A 16,228-nucleotide genomic window follows, 5' to 3' on the forward strand; every position below is an offset into this window, starting at 1 on the left:
AGCCAGCTCGTGTTCTCTTGCGAGGTCACGCTCCAGCGAATGGGTATGCGATAGTTTGTGTGTTTTGTTTCTCGAACTTTCGGTTCGTTTCGTCTTCACACACCGCAATCTGGTGCCTCTTCAGGTCAGCAAATTGCTTGGGTGTTATATGGTCAAGCCTCACGGGCAATTAGTATTGGTTAGCTCAACGCCTCACAGCGCTTACACACCCAACCTATCAACGTCGTAGTCTTCGACGGCCCTTCAGGGGACTCAAGGTCCCAGTGAGATCTCATCTTGAGGCTAGTTTCCCGCTTAGATGCTTTCAGCGGTTATCTATTCCGAACATAGCTACCCGGCAATGCCACTGGCGTGACAACCGGAACACCAGAGGTTCGTCCACTCCGGTCCTCTCGTACTAGGAGCAGCCCCTCTCAAATCTCAAACGTCCACGGCAGATAGGGACCGAACTGTCTCACGACGTTCTAAACCCAGCTCGCGTACCACTTTAAATGGCGAACAGCCATACCCTTGGGACCGGCTTCAGCCCCAGGATGTGATGAGCCGACATCGAGGTGCCAAACACCGCCGTCGATATGAACTCTTGGGCGGTATCAGCCTGTTATCCCCGGAGTACCTTTTATCCGTTGAGCGATGGCCCTTCCATACAGAACCACCGGATCACTAAGACCTACTTTCGTACCTGCTCGACGTGTCTGTCTCGCAGTCAAGCGCGCTTTTGCCTTTATACTCTACGACCGATTTCCGACCGGTCTGAGCGCACCTTCGTACTCCTCCGTTACTCTTTAGGAGGAGACCGCCCCAGTCAAACTACCCACCATACACTGTCCTCGATCCGGATAACGGACCTGAGTTAGAACCTCAAAGTTGCCAGGGTGGTATTTCAAGGTTGGCTCCACGCGAACTGGCGTCCACGCTTCAAAGCCTCCCACCTATCCTACACAAGCAAATTCAAAGTCCAGTGCAAAGCTATAGTAAAGGTTCACGGGGTCTTTCCGTCTAGCCGCGGATACACTGCATCTTCACAGCGATTTCAATTTCACTGAGTCTCGGGTGGAGACAGCGCCGCCATCGTTACGCCATTCGTGCAGGTCGGAACTTACCCGACAAGGAATTTCGCTACCTTAGGACCGTTATAGTTACGGCCGCCGTTTACCGGGGCTTCGATCAAGAGCTTCGCGTTAGCTAACCCCATCAATTAACCTTCCGGCACCGGGCAGGCGTCACACCCTATACGTCCACTTTCGTGTTTGCAGAGTGCTGTGTTTTTAATAAACAGTCGCAGCGGCCTGGTATCTTCGACCGGCGTGGGCTTACGCAGTAAATGCTTCACCCTCACCGGCGCACCTTCTCCCGAAGTTACGGTGCCATTTTGCCTAGTTCCTTCACCCGAGTTCTCTCAAGCGCCTTGGTATTCTCTACCCAACCACCTGTGTCGGTTTGGGGTACGGTTCCTGGTTACCTGAAGCTTAGAAGCTTTTCTTGGAAGCATGGCATCAACCACTTCGTGTTCTAAAAGAACACTCGTCATCAGCTCTCGGCCTTAGAATCCCGGATTTACCTAAGATTCCAGCCTACCACCTTAAACTTGGACAACCAACGCCAAGCTGGCCTAGCCTTCTCCGTCCCTCCATCGCAATAACCAGAAGTACAGGAATATTAACCTGTTTTCCATCGACTACGCTTTTCAGCCTCGCCTTAGGGACCGACTAACCCTGCGTCGATTAACGTTGCGCAGGAAACCTTGGTCTTTCGGCGTGGGTGTTTTTCACACCCATTGTCGTTACTCATGTCAGCATTCGCACTTCTGATACCTCCAGCAAGCTTCTCAACTCACCTTCACAGGCTTACAGAACGCTCCTCTACCGCATCACCTAAGTGATACCCGTAGCTTCGGTGTATGGTTTGAGCCCCGTTACATCTTCCGCGCAGGCCGACTCGACTAGTGAGCTATTACGCTTTCTTTAAAGGGTGGCTGCTTCTAAGCCAACCTCCTAGCTGTCTAAGCCTTCCCACATCGTTTCCCACTTAACCATAACTTTGGGACCTTAGCTGACGGTCTGGGTTGTTTCCCTTTTCACGACGGACGTTAGCACCCGCCGTGTGTCTCCCATGCTCGGCACTTGTAGGTATTCGGAGTTTGCATCGGTTTGGTAAGTCGGGATGACCCCCTAGCCGAAACAGTGCTCTACCCCCTACAGTGATACATGAGGCGCTACCTAAATAGCTTTCGAGGAGAACCAGCTATCTCCGAGCTTGATTAGCCTTTCACTCCGATCCACAGGTCATCCGCTAACTTTTCAACGGTAGTCGGTTCGGTCCTCCAGTTAGTGTTACCCAACCTTCAACCTGCCCATGGATAGATCGCCCGGTTTCGGGTCTATTCCCAGCGACTAGACGCCCTATTAAGACTCGCTTTCGCTACGCCTCCCCTATTCGGTTAAGCTCGCCACTGAAAATAAGTCGCTGACCCATTATACAAAAGGTACGCAGTCACCCAACAAGTGGGCTCCCACTGCTTGTACGCATACGGTTTCAGGATCTATTTCACTCCCCTCTGGGGTTCTTTTCGCCTTTCCCTCACGGTACTAGTTCACTATCGGTCAGTCAGTAGTATTTAGCCTTGGAGGATGGTCCCCCCATATTCAGACAAAGTTTCTCGTGCTCCGTCCTACTCGATTTCATGGCCAAGAGATTTTCGCGTACAGGGCTATCACCCACTATGGCCGCACTTTCCAGAGCGTTCCGCTAATCTCAAAGCCACTTAAGGGCTAGTCCCCGTTCGCTCGCCACTACTAAGGGAATCTCGGTTGATTTCTTTTCCTCAGGGTACTTAGATGTTTCAGTTCCCCTGGTTCGCTTCTTAAGCCTATGTATTCAGCTTAAGATACCTAACTTATGTTAGGTGGGTTCCCCCATTCAGACATCTCCGGATCAAAGTCTGTTTGCCGACTCCCCGAAGCTTTTCGCAGGCTACCACGTCTTTCATCGCCTCTGACTGCCAAGGCATCCACCGTATGCGCTTCTTCACTTGACCATATAACCCCAAGCAATCTGGTTATACTGTGAAGACGACATTCGCCGAAAATTCGCGATTAAACTCACAAATTTTACCTTAGCCTGATCACCACCAGTGAAAGTGGCCATCAGTCTATCTTTCTATCACATACCCAAATTTTTAAAGAACGATCTAATCAAAGACTAGAAATCAACATTCACCATCGTCACGATGGAATGCTCATTTCTAAGCTTTCAACAAACAGAAGCAGTAGTGGTGGAGCCAAACGGGATCGAACCGTTGACCTCCTGCGTGCAAGGCAGGCGCTCTCCCAGCTGAGCTATGGCCCCGTATTTCTACAGGCGTTTCCCACACAAAATTGGTGGGTCTGGGCAGATTCGAACTGCCGACCTCACCCTTATCAGGGGTGCGCTCTAACCAACTGAGCTACAGACCCAATTTCGGGCTGCTTCTTATCGTCTTCTTCAATGAATCAAGCAATTCGTGTGGGAACTTATGGAGCAGCTGATGTCGTCGATTAAGGAGGTGATCCAGCCGCAGGTTCCCCTACGGCTACCTTGTTACGACTTCACCCCAGTCATGAATCACACCGTGGTAACCGTCCTCCCGAAGGTTAGACTAGCTACTTCTGGTGCAACCCACTCCCATGGTGTGACGGGCGGTGTGTACAAGGCCCGGGAACGTATTCACCGCGACATTCTGATTCGCGATTACTAGCGATTCCGACTTCACGCAGTCGAGTTGCAGACTGCGATCCGGACTACGATCGGTTTTATGGGATTAGCTCCACCTCGCGGCTTGGCAACCCTCTGTACCGACCATTGTAGCACGTGTGTAGCCCAGGCCGTAAGGGCCATGATGACTTGACGTCATCCCCACCTTCCTCCGGTTTGTCACCGGCAGTCTCCTTAGAGTGCCCACCATTACGTGCTGGTAACTAAGGACAAGGGTTGCGCTCGTTACGGGACTTAACCCAACATCTCACGACACGAGCTGACGACAGCCATGCAGCACCTGTCTCAATGTTCCCGAAGGCACCAATCCATCTCTGGAAAGTTCATTGGATGTCAAGGCCTGGTAAGGTTCTTCGCGTTGCTTCGAATTAAACCACATGCTCCACCGCTTGTGCGGGCCCCCGTCAATTCATTTGAGTTTTAACCTTGCGGCCGTACTCCCCAGGCGGTCAACTTAATGCGTTAGCTGCGCCACTAAGAGCTCAAGGCTCCCAACGGCTAGTTGACATCGTTTACGGCGTGGACTACCAGGGTATCTAATCCTGTTTGCTCCCCACGCTTTCGCACCTCAGTGTCAGTATCAGTCCAGGTGGTCGCCTTCGCCACTGGTGTTCCTTCCTATATCTACGCATTTCACCGCTACACAGGAAATTCCACCACCCTCTACCATACTCTAGCTCGTCAGTTTTGAATGCAGTTCCCAGGTTGAGCCCGGGGATTTCACATCCAACTTAACAACGAACCACCTACGCGCGCTTTACGCCCAGTAATTCCGATTAACGCTTGCACCCTCTGTATTACCGCGGCTGCTGGCACAGAGTTAGCCGGTGCTTATTCTGTCGGTAACGTCAAAACAATTACGTATTAGGTAACTGCCCTTCCTCCCAACTTAAAGTGCTTTACAATCCGAAGACCTTCTTCACACACGCGGCATGGCTGGATCAGGCTTTCGCCCATTGTCCAATATTCCCCACTGCTGCCTCCCGTAGGAGTCTGGACCGTGTCTCAGTTCCAGTGTGACTGATCATCCTCTCAGACCAGTTACGGATCGTCGCCTTGGTGAGCCATTACCTCACCAACTAGCTAATCCGACCTAGGCTCATCTGATAGCGCAAGGCCCGAAGGTCCCCTGCTTTCTCCCGTAGGACGTATGCGGTATTAGCGTCCGTTTCCGAGCGTTATCCCCCACTACCAGGCAGATTCCTAGGCATTACTCACCCGTCCGCCGCTCGCCACCAGTACAAGTACCCGTGCTGCCGCTCGACTTGCATGTGTTGGCCTGCCGCCAGCGTTCAATCTGAGCCATGATCAAACTCTTCAGTTCAAACATCTTTGGGTTTTTAAGAAACCCTAAACTTGGCTCAGCAATCGTTGGTTACATCTTTGATTTCTCGCGGAGTAACTTGTGATGCTGATAATCTTGTTGACTATCAGTCTGACTCCACAAGCACCCACACGAATTGCTTGATTCAGTTGTTAAAGAGCGGTTGGTTAAGATCTTTCGTCTCAACCGAGGCGCGCATTCTACAGCAGCCCCTGTTGCTGTCAAGTGTATTTTCAGAAGTTTTCAAAGTTTCGCCTTTGCAACTTCAACCACTTGCGCTTTCCGATCTCTCGTTAGCGGGAGGCGAATTCTACAGCGTTACTCGCTGCTGTCACACCTCTTTCCTCCGCTTTCGACCGAGAAGATCGAACCGTCGATAAGGCGAAAACACACTGCCCTACCAACTCCTTCTGGCTTCGATGAAACTGAAGCGTAAACCACTGCCGAAAACCGCGTAACTCTTTGTTACCAATGAGTTTTCCGTTTCGACTGCGGCCGGAAGTGGGGCGAATTATAGACTTCCAGAATCTGCCGTCAACCCCTGATTTGGTTTTTCTATCAGGATATTCAAAAACCCTGCTTATATATAGACGCGCCCACAACGAATGCGCAGTATATTGCCCAACACATAAAACAATACTCTCGCTTGCTACTTCGGACGATGCCACGCAATGAATGATCACCCCCGCAGCCTTGCCTCGACCCTGTTCTCGGTTGGCCTGCTCTTGATAGCCATGGCATCGATCCAGTCCGGAGCTTCCCTGGCCAAAAGCATGTTCCCGGTTATCGGTGCTCAAGGAACGACCACCCTGCGATTGATCTTTGCCAGTGTGATCATGCTGCTGCTATTGCGCCCATGGCGAGCGAAGCTCACTGCGAAATCCCTGCGCACCGTCATCGTCTACGGAATGGCGTTGGGCGGCATGAACTTCCTCTTCTATATGTCCTTGCGCACCGTCCCTCTGGGTATCGCCGTAGCCCTGGAGTTCACCGGCCCATTGGCAGTCGCTATTTATGCCTCACGTCGAGCGATCGACTTTCTATGGATCGCTCTGGCAGCCTTGGGTTTACTGCTATTGATTCCGACAGGCGCCACGAGCGCAGGCATCGATCTGGTCGGCGCAGGTTATGCCCTGGGTGCTGGCGTCTGCTGGGCGTTGTACATCCTGTTCGGCCAGAAGGCCGGTGCTGATAATGGGGTGCAGACCGCAGCATTGGGCGTGATGATTGCCGCCCTGTTCGTAGCGCCCATCGGCATTGTCCACGCTGGCGCCGCGTTACTGACACCCTCGTTGATTCCCGTGGCCATCGGGGTCGCCATTCTGTCCACCGCCCTGCCTTATACCCTGGAGATGGTCGCGCTCACACGGATTCCAGCCCGAACCTTCGGTACGTTGATGAGCATCGAACCTGCGATTGGCGCGCTGTCCGGCCTGTTGTTCCTCCAGGAATACCTTTCCCTGTCACAGTGGATGGCTATCCTGTGCATCATTCTGGCTTCCGTCGGCGCGACCCTGACCATGGGGAGTACCGCCAAGCCTGCGGTCGCAGCGGATTGAAACAAGATTGACGAAGGTCTGGTATTTACCGCTCAATTAGGCCATGTTTAGGCTACGTAACTCAGTGTCAGACATGGATTTTTTTCAGATAGGGATATCAGAACGCTTCAAGCAAAAGCGAATGCAGGCAGACCCAGGCACAGATCCGGGGCCGCTATTAAGGACAGCAATGAAACGAATTTTGATACTGATCGCCGTACTTGCAATTGCGGGCTGCGCAGCGACCTCCAAACCCCAGACGAAACACGGCAAGAAAGGACTGCATATCAACTGTTCGGGGCTCTCGTCCTCGTGGGACAAGTGCTACACCAGCGCCGCCAATTCGTGCGCGCCCAAGGGTTACAAGGTCATCGCCAAGTCAGGGGACGCGGTGGAAGAGCCCGGTGACTATCCCTTCGGCCTCAACCCTGCAGGCTATACCAGCCGCAGCATGATCGTCATCTGCAAGTAACCCTCCTTCCCTATCGGGCTTGCGTAGCCCGATAGGCGCTCCGCCCGGATACTGCTAACGTTCGTCAGTCAATGACCGTTCAGCAAAGGGCGATATCCATGACCACCGCTATCAATAACAAGAAAATCGTATTGGTCGTCGGCGCAGGTGATGCCACCGGCGGCGCCATCGCCAAACGTTTTGCCCGTGAAGGTTATGTCGCCTGCGTCACCCGTCGCAGCGCAGACAAACTCCAGCCATTGGTAGAGTCCATCACAGCCAGTGGCGGCGAGGCTCACGGTTTTGCCAGCGATGCGCGTAATGAAGAAGACGTGATTGCGCTCATCGAGCAGATCGAAACCGAGCTCGGCCCCATTGAAGCGTTCGTCTTCAATATCGGCGCCAATGTGCCTTGCAGTATTCTCGAAGAAACCGCCCGCAAGTATTTCAAGATTTGGGAAATGGCCTGTTTCTCAGGGTTTCTCAACGCCCGTGAAGTGGCCAAGCGCATGGCCACCCGCCAACGGGGCACGATCCTGTTCACCGGCGCCACTGCTGGCCTGCGCGGCGCCGCAGGTTTCGCCGCTTTCGCCGGGGCCAAGCACGGGATTCGCGCCTTGGCACAAAGCATGGCCCGCGAACTGGGACCGATGAACATCCACGTCGCCCACGTCGTAGTTGATGGCGCCATCGACACCGACTTTATCCGCGACAACTTTCCGGAAAAATACGCGACCAAGGATCAGGACGGCATTCTCAATCCCGAGCATATCGCCGACAACTATTGGTACCTGCACAGCCAGCCACGGGATGCCTGGACCTTCGAGCTGGATCTGCGCCCCTGGAACGAACGCTGGTAGGCCCTCCCCCTACAACAACAAGAAGAGCACATCGACCATGAGCAAAACCGTGGAGTTCTTTTTCGACCTCGGCAGCCCCGCCACTTACCTGGCCTATACTCAACTGCCGAAGATCTGCAAACAGACCGATAGTCAGCTGATCTACAGACCGATGCTGCTGGGTGGCGTCTTCAAAGCTACTGGCAATGCTTCCCCCATCACCGTACCGGCCAAGGGTCGCTACATGTTCCAGGACCTGGACCGCTATGCCAAACGCTATGGCGTACCGCTGAAGTTCAACCCGAATTTCCCGATCAACACCCTAATGCTGATGCGTGCTGTCACAGGGATGCAACTGCGCCATTCCGAACGCTTTCAGGCGTTTATCGATTGCCTGTTTCACGCGCTTTGGGTTGAAGGACGCAGTCTCGATGATCCAGCGACCGTTGCCGCCGTATTGACGCAAAACGGTTTCGACCCGAATGATGTGCTGGCGCTGACCGCCGATGAGAACGTCAAAGCCGCGCTCAAGGAAAACACCGAGGAAGCGGTGCAACGCGGTGTATTCGGCGCACCGAGCATGTTTGTCGGGAGTCAACTGTTCTTCGGACAGGATCGGCTGGACTTCGTCCTTGAAGCCCTGCGCGCGCAATAGCCAGACATGAATCAGGCGCTGGAAACAGCGCCTGAACTCAAGCCGATTAAATAGCCGCGGTTCGTGCGATCAACCACTCAAGGGCCGCGCCATCGAGCAACGGACTCAAGCGTTCACGCACCTCAGCGTGATAGCCATTGAACCACTGCTTTTCATCTTCGGTCAGCAGCGACGGTTCCAGGCAACGGGTGTCGATCGGGCACAAGGTCAGGGTTTCGAATTTCAGGAACTCACCGAATTCGCTCTTGCCCGCTTCGCGATTCAACACCAGGTTCTCGATCCGCACGCCCCAGCGACCCGGACGGTAAGTGCCCGGTTCGATGGATGTGATCATGCCCGGCTGCATCGCGGTTTGCGGTGCCGCCGCGGCCTGATAGGCGATCACTTGCGGGCCTTCGTGAACATTGAGGAAGTAGCCGACGCCGTGACCGGTGCCGTGACCGTAGTCGACGCTTTCGGCCCAGATCGGTGCCCGAGCAATAGCGTCCAGCAACGGCGACAGAATGCCTCGTGGGAACTGTGCACGGGAGAGCGCAATTACCCCTTTGAGCACGCGGGTGCAATCGCGCTTCTGCTCGTCAGTCGGCGTACCCACTGGCACCATTCGGGTAATGTCGGTGGTACCGCCCAGGTATTGGCCGCCGGAGTCGATCAGCAACAGGCCGTCACCCTCGATCACCGCGTGTTCTTCTTCGGTGGCGTGGTAATGCGGCATCGCACCGTTGGCGTTAAACGCGGCAATGGTATTGAAGCTCAGCGACACATAATCCGGACGCCGGGTACGCGCCGCGGTCAGGTGTTCGTCGATGGTCAGTTCGGTGATGCGCTCACGCCCCAAGGCCGCTTCCAGCCAGGCGAAGAATTCGCACAGCGCCGCGCCGTCCTGCTCCATGGCCCGACGAATGTGCTCGGCATCGGCCAGGCTTTTCTGCGACTTGGCCAGGGTAGTTGGATTCAGGCCTTCGAGCAGTTTCACACCGCTGTCCAGGTTATCCAGCAGACCCGCCGTGACCCGCGCCGGATCGACTTGCAGGCTCTCGCCGCTCGGCACAGAGCGTAAGGCGGAGGTTACTTCGCTGTAATCGCGCAGGGTCACGCCGTCCTGTTCGAGAATGGCGCGCAGTTCGGCGCTCACTTTGCTCAGGGCCACGAACAAGGTGGCCTGCTGTTGGCTGATCAGGGCGAAGGACACGAACACCGGATTGAACGACACATCGCCGCCGCGCAGGTTGAACAGCCAGGCGATGTCATCGAGGGTAGCGATGAAGTGCCAGTCGGCGCCGCGCTCTTTCAGCACCTCACGCAGTTTGGCGAGTTTTTCGCCACGGCTGACCGTCGCCTGAGGCGGCAAGTGCTGGTAGATCGGCTCGTTCGGCAGACTCGGACGATCACTCCAGACTTCACCCAGCAGGTCGATGTCGGTGCGCAGACGTGCGCCGCGCTCTTCGAGTTTGCTGCTCAAAGTACGCGCGGATGCCACGGCCATCACTGCGCCATCGACTGCAACGACACCGCCTTCAGGAGTTTGCTCGGCCAGCCAATCGAGCGGGCCGGGTTGACCCGGTTGCAGCTTGACCAGTTCGATGCCGCTGCCCTTGAGCTCCTTGCTCGCTTGTTCCCAATAACGGCTGTCGGCCCAGACACCGGCAAAATCCGGCGTAACGATCAGCGTGCCCACCGAGCCATGAAAACCCGACAGCCACTGCCGTCCCTGCCAATAGCCCGGCAGGTATTCCGACAGGTGCGGGTCGGCCGACGGCACCAGCAGAGCATGAATGCCCTCCCGGCTCATCAGCTCACGGGTTTGCGCCAGGCGCTGGGGTACCAATCCATTGGTCAAAGGCTGTGTACTCATCGTGTCTCCTGCTAACCACTCATCATTATTATTCGGTGCCGATCGGAGTCGGCGCTTAAGGACCTGTCGCCCAGAATGCCGGAGCACTGGCGCAAGCTGCTTTAATCAGGTGTACCGCTTGATCGATATCCTGCTCGGTGGTGAAACGCCCCAGGCTCAAGCGAATGGTGCGACTGGCCGAGCGCGCGTCATGCCCCAGGGCCAGCAGCACATGGGACGGCGCATTGCTGGCGGAATTACAGGCAGAGGTCGCGGAAAACGCAATCGAGGTGCTCAACGCCACGGAACTGAACTCGCCTTCGTTGAAAGTCAGGCTCAGGGTATGGGGAATGCGCTGGGTCGGGCTGCCATTGAGACGCACGCCGGGAATGCTCAGCAAAGGTTCGAGCAAGCGTTCACGCAGACGCGCGATGGTGGCTTTTTCTTCATCGAACGAGGTGGCCGCCAACGCGAAGGCTGCACCCATGGCGGCAATCTGGTGCGTCGCCAGCGTGCCGGAACGCAACCCGCCCTCATGACCGCCGCCGTGGATCTGCGCTTGCAGACGTTGCTGCGCACGAGGACCGACATACAGTGCACCGATGCCTTTGGGACCGTAGACCTTGTGCGCCGAGAATGACATCAAATCCACCGGCCACAGGGCCAGATCGATTGCCACTTTACCCGCCCCCTGAGCCGCATCAACGTGAAACAACGCATCGCGATCACGCACCAACTGGCCGATGGCCGGGATGTCGTTGATGGTGCCCAGTTCGTTATTGACCAGCATCAACGACACCAGAAAGGTGTCCTCACGCATCGCCTCGCTGACCGCTTGCGGGGTAATCAGGCCTTCGGCATCAGGCACCAGATACGTCACCGCAACGCCTGCGTCCTGCAACTGTTTTGCAGTGTCGAGAATCGCTTTGTGTTCGATCTGGCTGGTGATGATGTGGCCACCGGATACACCGCGGGCCTGGGCCACGCCCTTGAGGGCAAGGTTGTTGGATTCGGTGGCACCGGAGGTCCAGACGATCTGTTCCGCCTGGGCGCCCACCAACTCGGCGACCTGGCGCCGTGCTTGCTCGACCGATTGCCGGGCTTGTTGGCCGAAGGCGTGGGAACTGGACGCTGGATTGCCGAAGTTACCGGTGAAACCCAGACACTCGACCATGACCTTGATGACCCGCTCATCCACCGGCGTGGTGGCGGCGTAGTCGAAATACAACGGACGTTTATTCATAAAAGACTCGCAGAGCGTGTTCCGGGATCAGGAAGCTCGTCACTGGAAGTTTCAAAGCGCCGCCTCATGAGCGACGCCGAACTTTCAGAACGACAGCAATACCTGATCGGAGGCCATTAAAGAAGAACAACTTCATTTAAAAGTGCGTAGGAACGCTCCTGAAGTCGAGCTTAACAGGCATCGGGCCACCGGATGAAGCAATGCGTCAGCTAAAGCTTTCGAGCAATAACGGATACAGCGAAGCCACCAACAATAAGGCCATACCCCAGTTGAACAGCCGCAACCAGCGGCGATCGCGCAACACATTGCGCAACAGTGTGCCGCAACCGGCCCACACCCCGACGCTTGGCAGATTAATCAAGGCGAAGACCGCGGCAATCACAATCACATTGGTGAAATAGCCCTGCATCGGCGTGTAGGTGCTGATGGCTCCAATGGCCATGATCCAGGCCTTGGGGTTGACCCATTGAAACGCTGCCGCACCCAAATAACTGATCGGCTTGCCCTCACCCTGTTCACCCTCGGCTACCGGACCGGAATGAGCAATCTTCCACGCCAGGTACAGCAAATACGCCGCGCCGACATACCGCAACACCGTGTAAAGCATTGGATAGGTTTGAAACACCGTGCCCAGGCCGAAACCGACGGCGACCACCAGGACGAAGAAGCCACAAGTGATGCCCAGCATATGGGGAATGGTGCGGTGAAAGCCGAAATTCACGCCCGAGGCCAGCAACATGGTGTTGTTCGGACCGGGAGTGATCGAGGTGACAAGGGCAAACAGGGCAAAGCCCAGCAGCAGGTCGAGCGAGAGTGTCATGGGTGGCAGTCCATCAAGGTCAGTCAGGTATTGACCCTATCGCACGCCTTGAGGGAAACCCATGGACAGTTGCGTGAAAGTTCGAGCAGTACAGTCGTTGCTCAGCTTGGGCGACCGTGCAGCTGTACCGCGCGTTCGGCGTTCATCTCGCCGTGTTTGTCGAAACTGAACGATTTTGGCGGCTGGCCGAGCAATTCGGCTTTCTTCGCATGGTACTCATCGAAGGACAAGCCACGACGATTCAGGGCCTCCAGCGCCAGTTCCCGGGTTTCTTCGGCGGTGTAGGGCCGCAGTTCCGGTGAAACATGGGTGGCACATCCGGCGAGAACGGAGATGGCGAGCAACAGGAAAGTGGCGAATAGAGATTTCATTTCGGGTGTCCGGTGATCTGGGTTCGGGGCAATGAACACAGGCTACCGGTGCCGCTCGAAGGGCAGAAATCAACGCTCTCGATAGTCGCTATCGACTTTGGTAAACGGCTCTGTGGTTGTCAGCCTTATATTTCTAAAAGGTCTATAAATATTAATTTATGGTCTTTTACGGAATAACAGAGAGCCTTTATAAACAACTCCATCACTTCACGCACTGTTGCCCACGCAACTGTTTGCCTGGCAACAGTCAATCAACAAACAGCCAGTCAAATCGAACAGCGCCTGCCAGCAACCGCGCTGAAAGCCACGGAAAACGGGGCTCCTAAGGATTGGTACAGCTCTTGCTCAACTCCGGTGACTCATCACTGTTCGCTGAGCAACTGTTTAAAAAAGGAACTGATCATGTCGCGTCCATTGAAAGTCGTTGCCCTCTCCGGCGGTACCTGGCGTCCGTCTCGTACGTTGGTGTTGACCCAGGCGCTGTTGGCCGAACTGGCCGAGCAGTTGCCGATCGAGAGCAAGCTGATCGAACTGGGCGATATCGCCCGACCACTGGGCGCCGCGCTGTCGCGTCAGGAACTGAGCGCCGACATCGAAGCCGAGTTGCAAGCGATCGAAAGCGCCGACTTGCTGATCGTTGCCGCGCCGGTTTATCGCGGCTCCTACCCAGGCCTGCTCAAGCACCTGTTCGACCTGATCGACCTCAACGCACTGATCGACACTCCGGTGTTGCTGGCCGCCACCGGTGGCAGCGAACGTCACGCGCTGGTGCTCGATCATCAGTTGCGGCCGCTGTTCAGTTTCTTCCAGGCCCTGACCTTGCCGATTGGCGTCTATGCCACCGAAGCCGACTTCTCTAATTATCAAATAACCAGTGAGCCCTTGAAGGCCCGCATTCGTCTTGCTGCAGAACGCGCGGCGCCGTTGTTCGGCGTACACCCCAAAAATCTGCTGAAAATCGCTTAAGGATCTCTTCATGGATGTTTTCTGGTTTCTGCCGACCCACGGCGACGGCCATTACCTGGGCACCACTCAGGGCGCGCGCCCGGTAACCCTCAACTATTTGAAACAAGTGGCCCAGGCTGCCGACAGTCTGGGTTACCACGGCGTGCTGATTCCCACTGGACGTTCCTGCGAAGACTCGTGGGTGATTGCCTCGGCCCTGGTGCCGCTGACTGAGCGCCTGCGGTATCTGGTCGCTATCCGTCCGGGAATCATCTCGCCGACAGTCTCGGCACGGATGGCCGCGACGCTGGATCGACTGTCCGGCGGTCGCTTGCTGATCAATGTGGTGACCGGTGGCGACCCGGATGAAAACCGTGGCGACGGCAGTTTTCTCGATCACAGCGAACGCTACGAAGTCACCGACGAATTCCTGAAGATCTGGCGCCGCGTGCTGCAAGGCGAATCGGTGGATTTCGAAGGCAAACACCTGCGGGTGCAGAATGCCAAAGCGCTGTATCCGCCGGTGCAGAAACCTTATCCGCCGCTGTATTTCGGTGGGTCGTCTGATGCGGCTCATGACTTGGCCGCCGAGCAGGTCGACGTTTACCTGACGTGGGGCGAACCACCTGCCGCCGTGGCCGAAAAACTGGCCGATGTTCGAGAGCGCGCGGCGCGAAACGGTCGCACGGTGAAGTTCGGGATTCGCCTGCATGTGATCGTTCGTGAAACCGCCGAAGAGGCCTGGAAAGCTGCGGACAAACTCATTGAGCACATCAGCGACGAGACCATTGCTGCCGCGCAAAAATCGTTCTCGCGATTTGATTCCGAAGGCCAGCGGCGCATGGCCGCATTGCATGACGGCCGTCGCGATAACCTGGAAATCTCGCCCAATCTCTGGGCCGGCGTCGGTCTGGTGCGCGGCGGTGCCGGGACTGCGCTGGTGGGTGACCCGCAGCAAGTGGCGGCGCGGATCAAGGAGTACGCGGACTTGGGGATCGAGAGTTTCATCTTCTCCGGCTACCCGCATCTCGAAGAGGCTTATCGCTTTGCCGAACTGGTGTTCCCGCTGCTGCCCGAGCCGTATGCCAGCCTGGCCGGACGTGGCGTCACCAACCTCACCGGGCCGTTTGGCGAAATGATTGCCAATGATGTGCTGCCGGCCAAAGCCACGGCCTGAAAGCCTCCCCTACTGATCGTTCCCATGCTCTGCGTGGGAACGATCAGTCGCCAGAAAAAAGGAACCTCGCGTGACTGCCAAGCCGCTAAGCGCCCTGTTGTCCCCCTTGCAGACCGCCCGCCAGCTGGCCGCCGAGTTTGCCCTGACCGCTGTCGAGCGCGATGAACGCGGCGGTACGCCGAAAACCGAACGTGATGCCTTGCGCCACAGCGGCCTGCTCGCTTTGAGCATTCCCGTCCAATACGGCGGCCTCGGCGCCAGCTGGAGCGAAACCCTGACCATCGTGCGCGAGTTCGCCAAGGTCGACAGTTCAATCGCCCATGTCTTCGGCTTTCATCACCTGATGCTCGCCACCGTGCGCCTGTTCGCCCGGCCCGAACAATGGCAACCGTGGTTTGAACAAACCGCGCGCAAGAACTGGTTCTGGGGCAACGCCCTCAACCCGCTGGACACACGCACCGTGGTGAAAAACCTCGGTAGTTGGCGCGAGTTTTCCGGCAAGAAGAGCTTCTGCTCCGGCGCCAGCGACTCGGAAATGCTGATCGCCTCGGCCGTCGACGAAAGTGCCGGCGGCAAGCTGTTGATCGCCGCGATTCCCAGCGGGCGCAGCGGTATCACGCTGCACAACGACTGGAACAACATGGGTCAGCGCCAGACCGACAGCGGCAGTGCCACGTTTGAACGGGTTCGGGTCGAAGAGTCGGAACTGCTGCTCGACCCCGGCCCGTTGAGCACACCGTTCGCCTGCCTGCGTCCCTTGATTGCCCAGCTCACGTTCACCCACATGTTCCTCGGCATTGCCGAGGGCGCATTCGAAGAGGCGCGGCAATACACCCTTACTGAAACCCGTCCGTGGCACAAATCCAGTGCTGCGGATGTGCGGCAAGATCCTTACGTGCTCGTCCATTACGGCGAATTCTGGGTGGCACTGGAAGGTGTTCGACTGCTGGTGGAGCGAGCCGCCATGTTGCTCGACAAGGCCTGGGCCAAGGGACCGAACCTGAGCGCCGAGGAACGCGGTCATCTGGCCACCGCCATCGCCACCGCCAAGGTCGCAGCGACGCGCAATGGCCTGGAACTCTGTAGCCATTTGTTCGAAGTGACCGGCGCCCGCTCGACTCACGCTTCACTGCGACTGGACCGCCATTGGCGCAATCTGCGCACGCAAACCCTGCACGATCCGGTGGATTACAAACTCCATGAACTGGGTGACTGGGCGCTGAACCAGTCCCTGCCGATCCCGACCTTCTATTCATAGCCTTCCACTCATGGAGCCTG

11 protein-coding genes, 2 tRNA genes and 2 rRNA genes are annotated in these 16,228 nt (G+C 56.4%); 7 read left to right on the plus strand and 8 right to left on the minus strand.

Annotation, left to right across the window (positions count from 1 at the left end; translation table 11 throughout):
* Window positions 1–148: 148 nt before the first annotated feature.
* The 4 genes from PSH65_RS22695 to PSH65_RS22710 all read right to left on the minus strand — a co-directional run bounded on the left by PSH65_RS22695 (window position 149) and on the right by PSH65_RS22710 (window position 5,077).
* Window positions 149–3,037 (minus strand): 23S ribosomal RNA (locus PSH65_RS22695).
* A gap of 235 nt (window positions 3,038–3,272) precedes the next feature.
* A tRNA-Ala gene (locus tag PSH65_RS22700) sits at window positions 3,273–3,348 on the minus strand.
* Window positions 3,349–3,378: 30 nt separating this feature from the next.
* A tRNA-Ile gene (locus tag PSH65_RS22705) sits at window positions 3,379–3,455 on the minus strand.
* 82 nt (window positions 3,456–3,537) lie between these two features.
* Window positions 3,538–5,077 (minus strand): 16S ribosomal RNA (locus PSH65_RS22710).
* The 16S and 23S rRNA genes sit together here with 2 tRNA genes alongside, the layout of an rRNA operon.
* A 671-nt stretch (window positions 5,078–5,748) precedes the next feature.
* Between PSH65_RS22710 and rhtA the strand changes: the two genes are divergently transcribed.
* The 4 genes from rhtA (at window position 5,749) to PSH65_RS22730 (ending at window position 8,560) form a co-directional block, all read left to right on the plus strand.
* A complete protein-coding gene (gene rhtA / locus PSH65_RS22715) occupies window positions 5,749–6,636 on the plus strand; it encodes a threonine/homoserine exporter RhtA (protein WP_305422485.1) in 888 nt (295 codons plus the stop codon).
* A 169-nt stretch (window positions 6,637–6,805) separates the two neighbouring features.
* Window positions 6,806–7,087 carry a hypothetical protein gene (locus PSH65_RS22720; protein WP_192344142.1) on the plus strand — a complete coding sequence of 94 codons (282 nt, stop codon included), beginning with the start codon at window positions 6,806–6,808 and terminating at the stop codon, window positions 7,085–7,087.
* Between the two features lie 98 nt (window positions 7,088–7,185).
* Window positions 7,186–7,926: an SDR family oxidoreductase gene (locus tag PSH65_RS22725; RefSeq protein WP_305422487.1), complete on the plus strand. Its 741-nt coding sequence runs from the start codon at window positions 7,186–7,188 to the stop codon at window positions 7,924–7,926.
* 37 nt (window positions 7,927–7,963) lie between these two features.
* The gene (locus PSH65_RS22730) at window positions 7,964–8,560 is read left to right on the plus strand and encodes a 2-hydroxychromene-2-carboxylate isomerase (protein ID WP_305422488.1); all 597 of its coding nucleotides are present in this window, start codon (window positions 7,964–7,966) and stop codon (window positions 8,558–8,560) included.
* A 46-nt stretch (window positions 8,561–8,606) separates the two neighbouring features.
* On the opposite strand, the gene PSH65_RS22735 is transcribed toward PSH65_RS22730, so the two are convergent.
* The 4 genes from PSH65_RS22735 to PSH65_RS22750 all read right to left on the minus strand — a co-directional run bounded on the left by PSH65_RS22735 (window position 8,607) and on the right by PSH65_RS22750 (window position 12,828).
* The gene (locus tag PSH65_RS22735; RefSeq protein ID WP_305422489.1) at window positions 8,607–10,415 is read right to left on the minus strand and encodes an aminopeptidase P family protein; all 1,809 of its coding nucleotides are present in this window, start codon (window positions 10,413–10,415) and stop codon (window positions 8,607–8,609) included.
* A gap of 55 nt (window positions 10,416–10,470) precedes the next feature.
* On the minus strand, window positions 10,471–11,637 hold the full coding sequence (locus PSH65_RS22740; RefSeq protein ID WP_305422490.1) for a cysteine desulfurase family protein: 1,167 nt from the start codon (window positions 11,635–11,637) through the stop codon (window positions 10,471–10,473).
* Window positions 11,638–11,842: 205 nt separating this feature from the next.
* Window positions 11,843–12,457 (minus strand): LysE family translocator, encoded by a 615-nt coding sequence (locus PSH65_RS22745; protein WP_305422491.1) that lies wholly within the window; start codon window positions 12,455–12,457, stop codon window positions 11,843–11,845.
* 101 nt (window positions 12,458–12,558) lie between these two features.
* Complete coding sequence (locus PSH65_RS22750; RefSeq protein WP_305422492.1) at window positions 12,559–12,828, minus strand: hypothetical protein; 270 nt, start codon at window positions 12,826–12,828, stop codon at window positions 12,559–12,561.
* 402 nt (window positions 12,829–13,230) lie between these two features.
* On the opposite strand from PSH65_RS22750, the gene msuE reads away from it, so the two are divergent.
* The 3 genes from msuE (at window position 13,231) to PSH65_RS22765 (ending at window position 16,208) form a co-directional block, all read left to right on the plus strand.
* The gene (gene msuE, locus PSH65_RS22755; RefSeq protein WP_008006482.1) at window positions 13,231–13,794 is read left to right on the plus strand and encodes an FMN reductase; all 564 of its coding nucleotides are present in this window, start codon (window positions 13,231–13,233) and stop codon (window positions 13,792–13,794) included.
* A 10-nt stretch (window positions 13,795–13,804) separates the two neighbouring features.
* Window positions 13,805–14,950 (plus strand): FMNH2-dependent alkanesulfonate monooxygenase, encoded by a 1,146-nt coding sequence (ssuD, locus tag PSH65_RS22760; RefSeq protein WP_038982296.1) that lies wholly within the window; start codon window positions 13,805–13,807, stop codon window positions 14,948–14,950.
* A 70-nt stretch (window positions 14,951–15,020) separates the two neighbouring features.
* A complete protein-coding gene (locus PSH65_RS22765) occupies window positions 15,021–16,208 on the plus strand; it encodes an acyl-CoA dehydrogenase family protein (protein ID WP_305422495.1) in 1,188 nt (395 codons plus the stop codon).
* Window positions 16,209–16,228: the final 20 nt, after the last annotated feature.

The sequence above is a fragment of the Pseudomonas sp. FP603 genome, from assembly GCF_030687415.1.
In the GTDB taxonomy this organism is placed as follows: Bacteria; Pseudomonadota; Gammaproteobacteria; order Pseudomonadales; family Pseudomonadaceae; genus Aquipseudomonas; species Aquipseudomonas wuhanensis.

Coding starts and splice junctions, on each gene's coding strand:
- rhtA (WP_305422485.1), top strand. CDS start 5,749: ATGAATGATCACCCCCGCAGCCTTGCCTCGACCCTGTTCTCGGTTGGC.
- PSH65_RS22720 (WP_192344142.1), top strand. CDS start 6,806: ATGAAACGAATTTTGATACTGATCGCCGTACTTGCAATTGCGGGCTGC.
- PSH65_RS22725 (WP_305422487.1), top strand. CDS start 7,186: ATGACCACCGCTATCAATAACAAGAAAATCGTATTGGTCGTCGGCGCA.
- PSH65_RS22730 (WP_305422488.1), top strand. CDS start 7,964: ATGAGCAAAACCGTGGAGTTCTTTTTCGACCTCGGCAGCCCCGCCACT.
- PSH65_RS22735 (WP_305422489.1), bottom strand. CDS start 10,415: ATGAGTACACAGCCTTTGACCAATGGATTGGTACCCCAGCGCCTGGCG.
- PSH65_RS22740 (WP_305422490.1), bottom strand. CDS start 11,637: ATGAATAAACGTCCGTTGTATTTCGACTACGCCGCCACCACGCCGGTG.
- PSH65_RS22745 (WP_305422491.1), bottom strand. CDS start 12,457: ATGACACTCTCGCTCGACCTGCTGCTGGGCTTTGCCCTGTTTGCCCTT.
- PSH65_RS22750 (WP_305422492.1), bottom strand. CDS start 12,828: ATGAAATCTCTATTCGCCACTTTCCTGTTGCTCGCCATCTCCGTTCTC.
- msuE (WP_008006482.1), top strand. CDS start 13,231: ATGTCGCGTCCATTGAAAGTCGTTGCCCTCTCCGGCGGTACCTGGCGT.
- ssuD (WP_038982296.1), top strand. CDS start 13,805: ATGGATGTTTTCTGGTTTCTGCCGACCCACGGCGACGGCCATTACCTG.